Genomic DNA, 14,706 nt, shown 5'->3' with positions numbered 1-14,706 from the left:
GGAGAAATGGGCCCTCATGTCTGACTACACCAAAACCTTCACCGCGGCCGCCGTGCAGGCAGAGCCGGTATGGCTCGACCTCGACGGCGGGGTTGAGAAGACGATCGCCTTCGCCGCTGAAGCGGCAGGCAACGGCGCGGAAATCATTGCCTTCCCCGAAACGTGGATTCCCGGATACCCATGGTGGATCTGGCTCGACTCGGTCGCGTGGCAATCCCAGTTCGTCGTCCCCTACGCACAAAACTCCCTTGAGCTGGACTCGGCGCACTTCGAGCGTATCCGGCAGGCCGCGGCAGAACTTAAAATCGCCATCGCGCTGGGCTACAGCGAAAGAGTCGGCGGGTCGCTATATATCGGCCAAGCCCTCATCAGCAGCTCAGGAGAGGTATTGAAGACCCGCCGTAAGCTTAAGCCCACCCATGTTGAGCGTTCCGTGTTCGGCGACGGCGACGGCTCGGACATTGCCGTCGTCGACTCAGAGTTCGGCCGGCTCGGAGCCTTGTGCTGCGCCGAACATATCCAGCCGCTGACGAAGTACGCCATGTTCAGCCAGCACGAGCAGCTCCACATCGCGGCGTGGCCAAGTTTCTCAGTCTACGAAGGCGCAGCATATTTGCTCGGGCCGGAAGTGAACACCGCGGCTTCCCAGCAGTACGCGGTCGAAGGCCAGGTCTTCGTCCTCGCTCCCACGGGACTCATCGGCCAATCAGCGCATGACTTGTTTGCCGACACCGATATGAAACGGGATCTGCTGAAACTCGGTGGTGGCCACGCCCGCATCTACGGGCCGGACGGACGTTCCCTCGCAACACCCCTGGCGCCGACGGAGGAAGGGATCCTCTATGCCGACATCAACTACGGCGAGATCCTCGCCGCAAAAAACGCCTACGACCCCGTGGGCCACTATTCCCGTCCGGATGTGCTGCAGCTGCTATTCAACCCGACGGCGAACCCGAGGGTGCTGCGCGCCGCCCCGGAAGCCGAGCCTTCACTCCCTCAGCCCGCCGAACAGTTCGACGGCGCACTCTGATCCTGCCCGTATTCCACGTCACCCCACCTTCCAAAGGACACTTCCCTGCCCGAATACTTTGCCCACAGTCCCATCGCCGGTCCCACCCGGCGCACCATGTTCCGGGGGATCGCCGCAGCCGGACTCGCAGCATCGCTGGCCTCCCTCACCACCGAAGCGGCATCAGCCGCGCCGAGGAAGAAAAACAGCCCCGCCGTCGTTCCACGCACTACGCCGTATACGGTCGCAGTGGTGACGGCGGCCGCCGTCGAGCTTGACCTGAAAGCCGGAGTGAACAAGGCCGTGAGCCTCATCGGACAGGCAGCCGTCCGGGGGGGCAAAGATTGTCGCCTTCGGGGAACTGTGGCTGACCGGCTTCCCCGAGATCAGCGATGAATGGATACAGACCCGCCTTGCGGCCTACGCGGCGCAGACCCTGGTGGTCGGCGGCGCTGAGTGGAGCGCCTCAGCGCCGCCGCCCGTGATCACAGCGTCATGGTTGAAATCGGTTATGCCGAACGAGCCGGTGAGCACCTCTACATGGGTCAGGCTGTGTTCGGGCCGGAGGGGACGCCGCTGATCGTGCGTCGAAAGATCCGCCCTTCCGGCGGCGAGCGCGCTCTGTTCTCCGATGACCCGCAGCCGGACAACATCGAAGTGGTCCCGACGGAGCTGCGACGGATCGGGGCACTGTCCTGCTGGGAACACCTCCGGCCCTACAGCACTTTCGACATGCTCGCCCAACGCGAGAACGTCCACTTCGCCGCATGGCCATATAACGCGGCCCGAGGCGCGGACGTTCAATGGTGGGAGGATGTCGAGGTGGCGCTCACCGCGGCCCGGATGTGCGCGATCACCGGAAGTACCTACGTGCTGCTCTCCGGAACCGGTTATGGCGCTGTTTTCAACCCGTTGGGTCAGGTCATCGCGGAGACTAAGAGTGTGGGAAGCGAAGACCTGCTCTTTGCCACGTTTGACCCGAGCGGCTTCACCACAGCCTCCTCCGACGCCGAGGGCGAGTTCTCCTGGGGCGTCCTGCAGACGCTGCGCCAGTCCTACCCGGGACCCTGCACACCCGACACTGAACACGGCACGCTCAACCAGATCACTGTCCCGGGCGCGTAACGCCGGGAATCTACTCAAATTCAGGAAGCAGTTATGGCTATCTTCTTTTTCAGCAGATCACGCCTGGCTGCCGCGCAAGACCCGGCGGGTCTCTTAGCGGTGGCCATGGCTGCACTGACAGACTGTGTGCGCAGCTCCGGCAGACGCCCAGGGGGGTAAACGCCAGCATGTGGCGCTGCGTCAGGTTAGAGGCGCCTGAGGATTCGCCTCTCTGCCTCCTTTAGGAGCCACACACGGGGTTCCTGGGACGACAACGTACAGCTGGTGGGCGGACAGCATTACTGTCCGCCCACCGGTTTGGCGCCCCCATATTCAGGGCCCTCAACACGGGCACGAAGACAAAGAGCTCCCCGTCCCAAGAAACTACATCAAATTTGTTGACCTGTGCCTCGGATCACGCTAGAGTACTCCAAGGACATGTGACTGGTAGTGCAGGCAGGATCCGACTCAGAAGCTCATCGAGCAGAGTCGGGTCCTTTTTTTGTGCCCGGAAGCGCAGCGGAGCGTGCTTGTCCTTTGAATCCAAAGGAGGGTCCATGAGTACTCAGGAAAACGCGAAGGCGATCCTAGAACACGTCGGCGGAGCCGAAAACGTGTCGAGACTGCAGCACTGCTCGACCAGGCTGCGGTTCGCCCTGGCAGACGACAGCAAGGCCAACGAGGCAGCCCTGAAAGCCATCCCCGGCGTCATCGGCGTCGTCAAGGGACCCCAGACGCAGGTCATCGTCGGCAGCAAAGTCGCCGAGGTGTTCGACGCGGTCGAGAAACTGCGCGGCGGTCAGGCGGGCGCGGACAGCGGGACCCAGACCCGCCGCCCCCTGTCCTGGAAGCACAGCGGTTCAACGGTGATGGATTTCATCGTCAGCGTCTTTACCCCGATCATTCCAGCGATCGCCGGTGCGGGCATCTTCAAGTCGTTGCTGGTACTGGCTTCCGCTGTGGGCTGGATCAGCCCCGCAAGTGATAACTTCAAGCTGCTCTCGGCCATCCCAGACGCCGTTTTTGGGTTCCTTCCCCTGCTAGTCGCCTACACGGCAGCCAAGAAGCTCGACGTCAACCGCCCGCTCGCCCTCGGGATCGTGGGCGTCCTGGTCTTTCCGCCCTTCACGGCCCTCGTTTCCCGGGAGGGTGGTATCCAGCTCTTCGGACTCGGCGTCCCCACCGTGCCCTACAACGCCCAGGTCTTCCCGTCCATCCTTGCGGTTCTGCTGCTTAGCGTGGTGGAACGGGCCTTTACGAAGATCACCCCCGGACCCATCAGGATTTTCTTCGTTCCCCTGATGTGCATCATCATCGTGGTTCCGGCCACCATCTTCCTGCTGGGACCCCTCGGCTACCAGCTAGGCGTCCTGCTGACCGCTGCCATGATCGGCCTCTACAACACATTGGGCTGGGTCGCCGTGATGCTGCTCGCCGGCGTCCTGCCGCTGGTCATCTCCGTGGGTATGCACAAAGCCTTCATCCCGCCGACCATCGCCACCATGGCAAGCGCAGGCAAGGAATCCTTCTACCTGGTGGCGTCGCTGGCCCACAACATCAGTGAGGCCGGCGCAACCTTCGGCGTCGCCCTTCGAACCAAAAGCACAACCCTTCGCGCCACCGCCCTGTCAGCCGGGGTTTCAGCACTCTTCGGAATCACTGAACCTGCGCTCTACGGCGTGACGCTGCAAAACCGCCGCGCGCTGATCTCCGTCATCATCGGCAGCATGTCAGCAGGTGCCTACATGGGCCTCACGCACGTCGCCGGTTTCGCCGTCGTCGGCCCCGGCCTCGCGAGCATTTCGCTGTTCGTTGACGCCGCCAACCCGTGGAACTTCGTCAACGCCCTCATCGGCCTGGGCATAGCACTCGTTGTCTCATTCGTCCTGGCAGCAATCCTATGGCGGGACACGGACTCGGCCACGCTCCGGGTACTCGGCGACAGCCACGCCCTCAAGGAACCAGCCCATGGCTCCGGCCACCTTGCCAGCCCTATGACCGGCGTCGTTATCCCGCTCGCGGAAGTCGATGACTCCGTGTTTTCGGCAGGCATCATCGGGGAAGGCGTTGCCATCCGTCCCACGAACGGCACGGTCCGGTCCCCCATCGCCGGTGTTGTGACCGTGCTGATGGACTCCAAGCACGCCATCGGCATCCGCGGAGACGACGGCGTCGAAGTTCTCATCCACGTCGGCATCGACACCGTGCAACTGGAAGGAGCCCCCTTTACGGCCCACATCGCCGTCCGCGACCGCGTTGAAGTCGGCCAGCTGCTCCTCGACGTCGACCTCGACGCAATCACCGCCGCCGGCTACGACACCACCACACCGGTCCTCGTGGTGAACCCGAAAAAATACACCGTGACAGTGGACGGATCAGGCAGCGTAAAAGCTGGCCAGGTCCTCCTGACAACTAGGTCAAAAGAGAAGGAGCTCGTCAAATGACGCTACCCAAAGGATTCCGATGGGGCGGCGCCATCGCCGCCAACCAGGTCGAAGGCGCATGGCGTGAGGGCGGCCGCGGACCGGCAGTCTCCGACGTGGCCACCTACAAGCCGAACGCCGACCCGAGGGAGTACGCCCTTCACCACGCGGTCACTGTCGCCGGCATCACTGCAGCGCTGGAGGATGACGATGTGGAGTACTACCCGAAACGCCGCGGTATCGACTTCTACCACCGCTACCCCGGAGACCTGGCGCTGTTCGCAGAAATGGGCTTCACTACCCTCCGCGTCTCGATTGCCTGGACAAGGCTCTACCCCACCGGCGAAGAACTTGAGCCTCTCGAGGAAGGAATCGCCTACTACGAAGCCTTGTTCACGGAGATGCGCCGCCTGAACATCGAGCCGCTCGTAACACTCTCGCACTACGACCCTCCCGTTGCCCTCGCCCTCAAGCACAACGGCTGGGTGGAGCGCCGCACCATCGAACTGTTCGAACGGTACGCGAAGACCTGCTTCGAGCGCTTCGGACACCTCGTCAAGATGTGGCTGACCTTCAACGAGATCGACGGAATCATCCGGCACCCGTTCACCTCTGGCGCCATCATCGAGGAACTTGTCGACGGCGACATCGAGCAGGCGTGCTACACCGCCCTGCACCACCAGTTCGTCGCATCCGCATCCGTCACGAAAATACTCCGGGAAATCTCCCCGGACGCCCAAATGGGATGCATGCTCACCATGCTCACCACCTACCCCAACACGTGCCACCCCGACGACGTCGCGGCCACCCAGGCCAAGGAACGCCTTCTGTACCTGTGCACCGACGTGCAGGCCGACGGCGCCTATCCCCGCCTCGCCCTTCGGGCGCTGGAACAGCGCGGCGTGAAGATACCTTTCGAGGAAGGTGACGTCGAGCTGCTGCGCGAGCACCCCGTTGACTTCATCTCGTTCAGCTACTACATGTCCATAACAGAGTCCGTCCGGCCCGATGCCGAGCGCACGCCCGGCAACACGGTCCTCGGCGTAAAAAACCCATTCCTGCCCTCCAGCGAATGGGGCTGGCAGATCGACCCCATCGGCCTGCGCATCTCACTCATCGACCTCTACGACCGTTACGGGAAGCCACTGTTCATCGTCGAGAACGGCCTGGGGATGCGGGACGAGCTCACTGCGGACCGCCGCATCCACGACCCCTACCGCATCGACTACTTCCGCGCGCACTTTGAGCAGATGATCCAGGCCGTGGACGAAGGAGTGGATCTGATGGGCTACGTGAGCTGGGCGCCGATTGACCTGATCAGCGCCTCAAGCTCGCAGATCTCCAAGAGGTATGGTTTCATCTATGTCGATCAGGACGACCTTGGGAACGGCAGCCAGGAACGGCTGCGGAAGGACTCCTTCTACTGGTACCAGAAGGTCATCGCGTCCAACGGCGCCGACCTTGCCTGATAGCGGTCCCCATCGCGACCCTGCCGATCCTGCCGATCCTGCCGATCCTGGAGGACATTCGAGTGCACACCATTAAGAAAGTGCTCAACTCCAGCGTTGTGCTCGTGGAAGACAGCCGGGGCGTTGAACGCGTCCTCTTGGGAAAAGGCATCGGATACGGCCAAAAGGCAGGGTCGCAAATCGCGGCGTCCGAGGGTGAACGGGTTTTCGTCTCCCTCGACGACGCGGACCACCGCAACCTGGTGGAACTGCTGGCCCAAATTCCCGCGGAATTCATCGACCTGACGCGGACCATTGTCGACGACGCCGTGAAGCAGGGCCTGGTTCTGGACCCGCACATCTACCTGGCGCTGACGGACCACTTGCATTTCGCGGTCGACCGTCAGCGCCGTGGTCTCAAGATCGTCAACCGCCTAGCGTGGGAGATGCGGACCGTCTACCCGAAGCATTATGCAGTCGGGGTCAAGGCCCTGTCGGCGATGGAAGACCGGCTCGGCGTTGCCCTTCCGGAGGACGAAGCGGCCAACATCGCCTTTCACCTGGCCAACGCCGAGGTGGGCAGGGAGGGTGTCGATTCACTCCGGGTTGTCCAGCTCATACGCGAGATCACGACGATCGTTTCCCATACGGCCTCGATCCAGCTGCACCGCGAAGACCTCCACTCGGCGCGGTTCATCACCCACCTGCAGTATCTGGTTGAGAGGTTCTTCACGGACCGGCTCCTCAGCAGCGAGGACGATTTCCTTTTCCACAGCCTGAGCGGACGCTACCCGCGTGCTGTCGCCTCGGCCGAGAAGGTCCGTGACTTCGTACAGGGGAAGCACGGAGTCCGGCTGCCCAACGAGGAAGTCGCGTTCCTCGCCCTGCACATCGCCCGCGCTGCACCCGAATAACCCACCACCTACCTGAACCAATCACCGAAAGGCCACCATGGCACAGCGCACCACCTCCATCGCGTCCAAAGTCGGACTTCACGCACGTCCGGCGTCGCTCCTTGCTAACACCGCAACCAGCTCCGGCCACGACGTAACCCTCACGGCCAAAGGCCGCACAGTCGACGCCGACAGCCTTCTGTCGGTGCTCAGCCTCGGCATCGGGCACGGTGACGAAGTGGTCATCGGGGTCGAGGGAACTGACGATGAGCGTGTGGCCGACGAGATCGCGGCCCTGCTGGCGTCGGACCTCGACTCGGTGTGATGGCCAAGGCACGAATCCACTTTGTCCGGCACGCGGAGACGCTCTTCAACGTGAACGGACAGCTGCAGGGCTGGTGCGATTCCCCTCTTACCGAAAAAGGGGAACGCCAGGCCGCGGCTCTGGGCGAGCGATTCCGCGGCGAACGTTTGGCCGCTGCGTTCACCAGCGATCTTTTGCGCACCCGCACGACCGCAGCGGCGGCACTAACTGGACATCCGCACCTCTCCGCCACCGAGATGCACGAGCTGCGGGAATGGAATTTCGGAAGCTGGGAAGGCAAACCGAACGCCTCCCTCTGGGGTCCGGTCTTCCGGGATCACGGATACACGTACGCACCAGCGTCACCAGACTGGCCGCATATGACAGCCAACGGATTCGACAGCGTCATTGACGCAGTTCACAGGCATGATCCGAGCGGCCGGGCAGAGACATCACGCCAGGTGAGCGTCCGGCTCGTTAGAGGACTCGACGTTGTCGTGGCGGCAGCTGAACATTCGGCGCATACCGAATCAGGCGACGTGCTGGTGGTGACTCACGGAGCCGTCCTGGGAACCCTGCTCCGACACCTGGCTCCGACGCATCTACTGCCTGCCGGGTTTCCGAACTGCGGAATCATCACTGTCTCATGGGACGACCGTCACGTCATCGTCGGGGAAACAGACGCCTCCTGCTCTTTCCTGACGTCGATCTAATGGTGCGTCACGACGTCACCGGCCCCCGGACCCGTCCTGCGGCCATCAACAAAACCGGCGCCTACTGAAACGATTCGCCAGGGAGGGCCCGCACGCCGGGAAGATCTTGAGGCTTACGAGTGACCCGCTGCGTTTGTAGCAATCGCATCCTCGTTGACGCACCCAGATCTACCGCTCCACGTGCGGGCCCACCACGGCGGCGACGTCAAGCGGACGGACTTAACTCAGGGTTGTAGGACTCAGCGTTTGCCGTCGCGCCACCGTCGACCGACAGGATTGTGCCCAGCACGAACGAGCTCTTTTCAGATGACAGCCAAACCACAGCGTCGGCCACTTCATCCGGAGTTCCCAGGCGATGCAGCGGTTGAGGAGCCAGGATCATCTCCTTCGCCATGGCAGGCAGTTGCCTAACCATGGGTGTGCTGATTGCGCCGGGGGCGACTGCGTTAATCCTGATTCCCATGTTGGCGCACTCGCCGGCAGCCGTCTTCGTTAGTCCGACGACGCCGTGTTTGGCGGCCACATATGCTCCGGCCCACAGCGTCCCGACGAGCCCGGCCTCGGAGGCTGTATTGACAATGGTGCCGCCTCCATGGGCTTTCATATATTGAATCTCGTATTTCATCGCTAGCCATACGCCCTTTAGATCGACTGCGATGATTCGATCAAATTCATCCTCTTCGATATCAGCCAGGAATCCCGTTCCCCCGATTCCGGCATTGTTGTGCGCGAAGTCGAGGCGCCCGAAGTGCCGTACTGTCTGGTCGACCATCTCCGCGACAGACGTCGAATCTGAAACGTCCACCGGGACGAAGATCGCTTTGCCACCTGCCTCCTCGACGAGGGCAATTGTCTCCAGCGCTTTGTCGCGAGAGTGTTCCAGATCGGCAACCACGACTCCGGCGCCCTCGCGTCCAAATGCGACCGCTGTTGCGCGGCCTATCCCTCCGGCCGCCCCAGTCACCAAACCAGCTTTTCCCTCAAAATCGCGCATTTTGCACCTCAATCTCTCTGCTTGTGTCTGCTTGACCGATCGCAACAGCTAGATTTGGCACTCATCGATGAGTGGTTCCAGCAAGGCTGCTGCGATCTCAGGGGTTACAAAATCGGCAGGATCGATCTCCCGAATGGTCCGGCTGGCCGGGTTCTCGTAAACCCGCTCACCGATGAGTAGACATTCTTCGCTATAGGGCCAGAAAGTGCTCAACCAATGTTCCAGTTGGTAATAGCCGTCCGAATTCTCGACTTTCAGCCCCATGGCCTCGATTTGATAGCCACGCAGATGATGGGCAAAATGTGACTCGATCGCCAGCCCCCAGTCCGCTACGGCCATCTTTTCGCTCAGTGGGCCGAATACCGTTCCCCCGGACCCATCGAGAGTGGAGTAAAATGTTGCTACTTCATCACGTCCATTCAGGGTTAGGGCCTGATCCATGTAGAACATGAAGTAATGAGGATTCTCGACGATCATATTGTCCTGGAGTATTTCTTTCCAGCGCCCGGCGACCTCCAACATGGCATGCAGCCGGTAGTTTTTGATCATTGCGATATGCCGAGGATTCGACGTCTTTTGGAGCAGTTCATTAGGGCTCACGCATACATTGCGTGGATCAAAGGTGCGCATGGATGTCTCCTGATAATGGGATGTTTATGGTTGAGAGCGGGGCGGCTAAAACCACCCGCTTATGTGATGCAAGACAAATCTAGATCGATGTTACGATCGAAGCTATCCGGATTGTTTGGATCGTCTTCGGAAAAGCCGGATGAGCGCTGGGGCGGTCAACAGCAAGTCCTTCAACCCCGAAGCGGATCCCGGCAATCGGCGGCAGCGCTTCCCCTAGGTCGAGGCTAGGCAGTTACCCGATGTAACCCAGGCCACTCTGTGGAATCATTGGGTAAACGTGCTGCGGCTGCCCGAGAGTCCATGGCTGCCCACATCCCCTCGCTGACCGGTACCCGGCTCGGAAGCCACTGCGGAGTGAGCCGGTGTAATGCGACAGTTGTCATACCCCAGCAGGAGGACGGACGAGGACGGAGAGCCGCGAGATGATGGAGAACGAGGACGGCGCCAGTCGGATTAATACCAATCTGAATCTGCGCCGGTTGATGTTGTTTCAAGCCGTTGCAAAGCACCGGCACTTCGGCCGGGCTGCGCTGGAGCTCTTTGTCTCACCAACATCCCTGAGCGAGCAGATCCGAAAGCTGGAGGACGAGATTGGTATTCAGCTGTTCGACAGAACACCTCGCGGCGCCCAACTAACACGCGAGGGACAGCGGCTATTAGAGACTGCTGGCCGGATTATCAAAGAAGTAGACCGTTTTGATGCCTTGGTTGAATCCATTCATCGCAATGGCAGAGATAAAGTCAGATTGGGTTTTGTCGCCCTGGCCGCCGGGTCGCTGACAGCTGCCCTCGTTCGTGACTTTGAAAGTGCTCACACCCAATTTGAACTTGAACTTATCTCTGTTGACTTTTCTGAGCAGAGTTCATCCGTTACGGCATCGGAGGTCGATGCCTGTATTTCAAGAGGGCCACTCGACCTGTCTGGATTACGCTTCTTGAAGCTGTTTTCCGAACCTCGAATGGTCATGATCTCGCGCAGGAATCAAAAGTCAAAAGCAAGTTCTCTCACTGTCGCCGATTTACAGTCTGAACCTAGAGTGAGCAGAACCAACGTACCCAGCGATTGGCACAGGTGGTGGTCCCTCGATCCTTCTCCTGATGGCACTAGCCCGCCATACGGACCGACAGTAATATCGTTCGAGGAGCAGATAGAACTGGCAGCAATCAATCGAGCAATTAGCATAGTGCCAGAATCAGCAACGTATTACTATCACAGACCGGACATCGCATTTATACCGATCAGCGATGCGCCACCGAGCGAAGTCTTTCTCTGCGCGCGCGCCGATCGCAGCCATCCGGGCGTCGATGCGCTCTTCGATGTTGCGCGGAGTTCCTATTCGACCGATCCCCGAAAGTAGCCCGTCCACACAGACAGGCCACCGTCTCCCCGAAATCTGCGGCGCCGTCGAAGCGGCCCGCATTGGCAGGCGATTGCCGGCCCCCAACGGGTTGAGGCGTTGACCCTTCGTCAGAGCGTCGCCTCTTCAAGAGCAGCGCGAATGATTGCCCTGAACCAGTCGAGTGCCGGCGCCGGGCTTGTTCGGCGGGATGTGTATAGCGCGACGCTGCCGGTCGGAACGGTGAACGGAAGCTTGAACTTTTTGACTCGTCCATCGTTTTCAAAGATCTCCGCCAAAAGTTCAGGCACGATGCTCAGATAGTCGGTTGCGGCAAGCACGTGGGGCAGCGCAGAAAAATGCGGAAGTTTCACCGCTGCCGGCTGATCGTAGGCAAGCTCGCGCATGCGCTGCTGGAGGTGCTCATGCCCCAACTGCTCGCTGATCATCACCTGCCGCTCTTGAAAAAACTCCTCAGCCTCCGGCTTGTCACCGATTCGTGGATGATGAGCGGAGCATATCCCCCAGTACGACTGCTCCAACAGCTGATCCCGGACCAGGTCCGGAGCGTCGATTCTAGGCGTGCAGATCGCGCCGTCGGCCTTTCCCTGGACTAGGTCTTCCCGGGCGGTTCCGTAGGCGAGCGGAATCACTTCGACGGAGGTCGAGGGCGCCGATTCCTGAATCCTTTTGAGGACTGCCGGAAGAAGGGCTATCTCACCAATATCCGTTAGAAGCAGGCGGAAATTGCGGGTGGATGTAGCAGGGTCAAAAGTAGTCACGCGATCAACCGCATCGTCCATGGATTCCAGCGCGTGCCGTAATTGGGGATACACGGAGACGGCAACCTGAGTAGGCAGGAGACCTTGCGGGCCCCGGAGGAACAGGTCATCCCTGAATAGCTTACGCAGTCTGGCCAGCGCATAGCTGACTGAAGGCTGGCTGACATACAACTCCTGCGCGGCGCGGGTCACGCTCCGGGCCTCATAAACGTGGACAAAGATTCGCACGAGGTTCAGGTCATAGGTATCGGAACGGTTAACCATAGAGGCAGTCTATGTCAGCATACGAATCATTTATTGGAATTATATGAGGGTCAGTTTTAGCCTATTTGGAGTGTGATTCGCACCATAAGGCGAGAAATGAGGGCACAGCACGTGACGAGGACAGTACGCAGCGAAACAATGGAGATCCTGCGGCAGCACAACCTGACGACAATCTTCGGCAATCCCGGTTCCAACGAACTGCCCTTCCTGCAGGACTTCCCAGAAGACTTCCAATATATTCTCGGCCTGCACGAGGGCGCCGTGATCTCGATGGCAGATGGCTTCGCTCAGGCGTCCGGTGGCGCCGCGTTTGTGAACCTTCATGCGGCGTCCGGATCCGGGAACGCCATGGGTGGTCTAACCAACGCGGTCTACTCCCACTCCCCGCTGGTGATCACTGCCGGCCAGCAGGTGCGGTCAATGGTTGGCTTGGAGGCAATGCTGGCCAGCGTCGACGCGCCGACCCTGCCCAAGCCCCTGGTGAAGTGGAGCGCCGAGCCGCTCTGCCCTGAGGATGTACCCCGGTCCATCAGCCAGGCCATTCACACAGCACTGCTGCCAGCTAAGGGACCGGTGTATGTGTCGATTCCCTACGACGACTGGGATAAGGAGGCCCCGGCGGAGGCCCGGCACCTGGCCGGACGCACTTCTGTGGCTGCCCAGGAACTCCCGGCCGAAATCGTCCAGGACCTCGTGGTGCAGCTGAACACTGCCAGGAACCCAGTCCTGGTCCTCGGCCCGGAAGTGGACGCCGACGACGCCAACGAATTCGCCGTCGCCCTGGCTGAGAAGCTTGCCGCACCCGTGTGGATCGCCCCGTCACCTTCACGGTGCCCGTTTCCCACGCGGCACCGCAGTTTCCGGGGTGCATTGCCAGCCTCCATCAAAGACATCTCAAACATTCTCGGAGATCATGACTTGGTGCTGGTCGTTGGTGCGCCAGTCTTCCGCTACCACCAATACGTACCCGGGCTGTATCTGCAGTCCGGTACCCGCATCATCCACCTGACCGGGGATGCCGGCGAAGCTGCCCGTGCGCCAATGGGCGACTCGATAGTCACCTCAGTGCGCGGCAGCCTGCGCACCCTGGCGGAAGCCGTGGACCAGACAAGCCGCCGTCAACTGCCTGATCTGGCCCCCATCCCGGCGGCCTCCGAGGGATCGTTCAACGCTGTACATCCGGAGGCGGTCTTCGAGACGCTGCGCACCACGGCGCCAAAGGGCACTGTCTACGTCAAGGAATCGACGTCGACTTCGGCGGCTTTCTGGCAGCAGATGGACCTTGATGGGCAGGGCAGCTATTTCTTCCCGGCATCCGGTGGCTTGGGATTCGGGCTGCCGGCCACTGTCGGCGCCCAACTGGCGCACAAGGAACGCCGCGTCATCGGCATCATCGGTGACGGCTCAGCCAACTACGGCATCACTGCCCTCTGGACGGCAGCCCAGTACAACGTCCCGTGCATCTTCCTCATCATGAAAAACGGAACGTACGGGGCCCTTCGCGGCTTCTCCAAACTGCTCGGTACCGGGGAAACGCCGGGCTTGGACGTGCCAGGACTGGACTTTGTCCAGATTGCAAACGGCTACGGGGTTCCGGCCGAATCAGTGAGCACACCAGCCTCGCTCAAAACTGCGCTCAACAAAGCCCTCGAAAGCAACCGGCCCTCGCTCATCGAGATCAATACCCAATTCGAAGGGTGACTCCGCAGCGCTGGTCCGGAATCGATACCCCCAAATCAAGCATGACGAAGCAAAGGTAAGTTAGATGAAAATAGGTGTTCTTGGTGCAGGCGCAATGGGCCAGCTTTTTGGTGGCAGGCTGCAGCTGTCAGGCAACGAGGTTTACTTCATTGACGCGGCGCCTGCAACCATTCAAGCCCTCAATTCCCGTGGAATCACTGTGGAATCAGAGGGCGCGGCGAGCCACACACCCGTCAGGGCGGGAACGGCCGCCGACTTCAGTGAAACCCTCGAGCTCATTATCGTCTTCACCAAGAGCTTTCACACCGAGGCTGCTGTTGCCTCCGTTCGGCATCTGATTTCCGCGACAACGTTCGGCCTGACGCTACAAAACGGCCTCGGAAATGCGGACATCCTGGCGCGGGCCTTCACACCTGAACGGACCTTGGCCGGAATTACTGACTTTCCCGCTGACCTTGAACAGCCGGGCCACATCATCACCGGACCCGGCGGGAAGGTGCGGGTAGGCACCTGGACCGGCACAACAGAGCCGTTCCTCCAAAGGTTGGTGGATATCCTCAACAAGGCTGGACTGAATGCCTCCGCCGAGGAAGCCATCCAGGAACCCATCTGGGAGAAGCTTGCCTTCAATGCCGCCCTGAACACCCTTAGCGCCGTGACGGGACAGACCGTAGGCCAAATTGGAGCGAGCGTCCCGGCCCGCGAACTCGTGGCCCGCGTCGTCGACGAGACAATTGCCGTGGCAAATACCCAGGGTGTCCATCTATCCGCGGAGCGAGTCGACGCCGCCCTTGAGAACGCTTACCTGTATGCCGGTGAACACAAGACCTCAATGCTCCAGGACCGGGAGGCACGGCGCCGTACGGAGGCAGACTACATCGGCGGGGCAATTGTTCGTCTCGGCGAGAAATCAGGCATCCCTGCTCCGGTGCTGAATGCGCTGACAACACTCGCGTCCGCGCCGATCCGGTAGGGCGCGCCTCTTAAATCAGGTGCCGGCTGTCGGAATGCTTGAATGGCGTCGAATAAATCTGGTGTGAGTGATGATCAGTGGACCCGGACGAAGCTGTTGCTGCCGGTACCCGTGCAGTGGGCTCGGCTGTC

General features: G+C 60.8%; 13 protein-coding genes. 10 read left to right on the top strand and 3 right to left on the bottom strand.

Going from position 1 to position 14,706, the window contains the following annotated elements:
- Nucleotides 1–16: 16 nt before the first annotated feature.
- From AB0N24_RS23790 to AB0N24_RS23760, 7 genes are all read left to right on the top strand, one after another.
- Nucleotides 17–1,030, top strand: coding sequence for a carbon-nitrogen hydrolase family protein (locus AB0N24_RS23790; RefSeq protein WP_364129942.1), 1,014 nt, complete (start codon nt 17–19; stop codon nt 1,028–1,030).
- Nucleotides 1,031–1,465: 435 nt separating this feature from the next.
- Nucleotides 1,466–2,134 carry a nitrilase-related carbon-nitrogen hydrolase gene (locus AB0N24_RS23785; protein WP_364129939.1) on the top strand — a complete coding sequence of 223 codons (669 nt, stop codon included), beginning with the start codon at nt 1,466–1,468 and terminating at the stop codon, nt 2,132–2,134.
- A 536-nt stretch (nt 2,135–2,670) separates the two neighbouring features.
- A complete protein-coding gene (locus AB0N24_RS23780; protein WP_364129936.1) occupies nt 2,671–4,557 on the top strand; it encodes a beta-glucoside-specific PTS transporter subunit IIABC in 1,887 nt (628 codons plus the stop codon).
- Nucleotides 4,554–6,005 carry a family 1 glycosylhydrolase gene (locus AB0N24_RS23775; protein WP_364129934.1) on the top strand — a complete coding sequence of 484 codons (1,452 nt, stop codon included), beginning with the start codon at nt 4,554–4,556 and terminating at the stop codon, nt 6,003–6,005. The genes AB0N24_RS23780 and AB0N24_RS23775 overlap by 4 nt, the downstream gene beginning before the upstream one ends.
- Before the next feature lie 62 nt (nt 6,006–6,067).
- Nucleotides 6,068–6,898, top strand: coding sequence for a PRD domain-containing protein (locus AB0N24_RS23770; RefSeq protein ID WP_364129931.1), 831 nt, complete (start codon nt 6,068–6,070; stop codon nt 6,896–6,898).
- Nucleotides 6,899–6,935: 37 nt separating this feature from the next.
- Entirely contained in the window at nt 6,936–7,202 is a 267-nt protein-coding gene (locus AB0N24_RS23765) for an HPr family phosphocarrier protein (RefSeq protein ID WP_364129928.1), read from the top strand.
- Nucleotides 7,202–7,894 carry a histidine phosphatase family protein gene (locus tag AB0N24_RS23760; protein WP_364129925.1) on the top strand — a complete coding sequence of 231 codons (693 nt, stop codon included), beginning with the start codon at nt 7,202–7,204 and terminating at the stop codon, nt 7,892–7,894. Before AB0N24_RS23765 ends, AB0N24_RS23760 begins: the two co-directional genes overlap by 1 nt.
- 205 nt (nt 7,895–8,099) lie before the next feature.
- Here the strand turns inward: AB0N24_RS23760 and AB0N24_RS23755 are convergent, their stop codons facing one another.
- On the bottom strand, nt 8,100–8,888 hold the full coding sequence (locus AB0N24_RS23755) for an SDR family oxidoreductase (RefSeq protein WP_364129923.1): 789 nt from the start codon (nt 8,886–8,888) through the stop codon (nt 8,100–8,102).
- A gap of 48 nt (nt 8,889–8,936) precedes the next feature.
- Complete coding sequence (locus AB0N24_RS23750) at nt 8,937–9,518, bottom strand: hypothetical protein (protein ID WP_364129920.1); 582 nt, start codon at nt 9,516–9,518, stop codon at nt 8,937–8,939.
- A 422-nt stretch (nt 9,519–9,940) separates the two neighbouring features.
- Between AB0N24_RS23750 and AB0N24_RS23745 the strand changes: the two genes are divergently transcribed.
- Nucleotides 9,941–10,876 carry a LysR family transcriptional regulator gene (locus AB0N24_RS23745; RefSeq protein WP_364129917.1) on the top strand — a complete coding sequence of 312 codons (936 nt, stop codon included), beginning with the start codon at nt 9,941–9,943 and terminating at the stop codon, nt 10,874–10,876.
- Nucleotides 10,877–10,986: 110 nt separating this feature from the next.
- Here the strand turns inward: AB0N24_RS23745 and AB0N24_RS23740 are convergent, their stop codons facing one another.
- The gene (locus AB0N24_RS23740) at nt 10,987–11,901 is read right to left on the bottom strand and encodes a LysR family transcriptional regulator (RefSeq protein WP_364129914.1); all 915 of its coding nucleotides are present in this window, start codon (nt 11,899–11,901) and stop codon (nt 10,987–10,989) included.
- A 111-nt stretch (nt 11,902–12,012) separates the two neighbouring features.
- Here AB0N24_RS23740 and mdlC point away from each other — a divergent pair, with 111 nt between their 5' ends.
- Together mdlC and AB0N24_RS23730 are read left to right on the top strand one after the other, a co-directional pair.
- Complete coding sequence (gene mdlC, locus AB0N24_RS23735) at nt 12,013–13,602, top strand: benzoylformate decarboxylase (RefSeq protein WP_364129911.1); 1,590 nt, start codon at nt 12,013–12,015, stop codon at nt 13,600–13,602.
- A 64-nt stretch (nt 13,603–13,666) separates the two neighbouring features.
- Nucleotides 13,667–14,575, top strand: a complete 909-nt coding sequence (locus AB0N24_RS23730) for a 2-dehydropantoate 2-reductase (protein ID WP_364129909.1) — start codon at nt 13,667–13,669, stop codon at nt 14,573–14,575.
- Nucleotides 14,576–14,706 lie beyond the last annotated feature (131 nt).

Origin of the sequence: Arthrobacter sp. NPDC093128, from assembly GCF_040683875.1 — a bacterium.
Taxonomy (GTDB): Bacteria; Actinomycetota; Actinomycetes; order Actinomycetales; family Micrococcaceae; genus Arthrobacter.
Note: the sequence above shows the minus strand (reverse complement) of the source record. Positions and strands in the feature narration are given on the sequence as shown.

Bases quoted from the DNA above. Each gene is read 5' to 3' on its own strand.
- AB0N24_RS23790 (WP_364129942.1), top strand. From the start codon at position 17: ATGTCTGACTACACCAAAACCTTCACCGCGGCCGCCGTGCAGGCAGAG.
- AB0N24_RS23780 (WP_364129936.1), top strand. From the start codon at position 2,671: ATGAGTACTCAGGAAAACGCGAAGGCGATCCTAGAACACGTCGGCGGA.
- AB0N24_RS23775 (WP_364129934.1), top strand. From the start codon at position 4,554: ATGACGCTACCCAAAGGATTCCGATGGGGCGGCGCCATCGCCGCCAAC.
- AB0N24_RS23765 (WP_364129928.1), top strand. From the start codon at position 6,936: ATGGCACAGCGCACCACCTCCATCGCGTCCAAAGTCGGACTTCACGCA.
- AB0N24_RS23760 (WP_364129925.1), top strand. From the start codon at position 7,202: ATGGCCAAGGCACGAATCCACTTTGTCCGGCACGCGGAGACGCTCTTC.
- AB0N24_RS23755 (WP_364129923.1), bottom strand. From the start codon at position 8,888: ATGCGCGATTTTGAGGGAAAAGCTGGTTTGGTGACTGGGGCGGCCGGA.
- AB0N24_RS23750 (WP_364129920.1), bottom strand. From the start codon at position 9,518: ATGCGCACCTTTGATCCACGCAATGTATGCGTGAGCCCTAATGAACTG.
- AB0N24_RS23745 (WP_364129917.1), top strand. From the start codon at position 9,941: ATGATGGAGAACGAGGACGGCGCCAGTCGGATTAATACCAATCTGAAT.
- AB0N24_RS23740 (WP_364129914.1), bottom strand. From the start codon at position 11,901: ATGGTTAACCGTTCCGATACCTATGACCTGAACCTCGTGCGAATCTTT.
- AB0N24_RS23730 (WP_364129909.1), top strand. From the start codon at position 13,667: ATGAAAATAGGTGTTCTTGGTGCAGGCGCAATGGGCCAGCTTTTTGGT.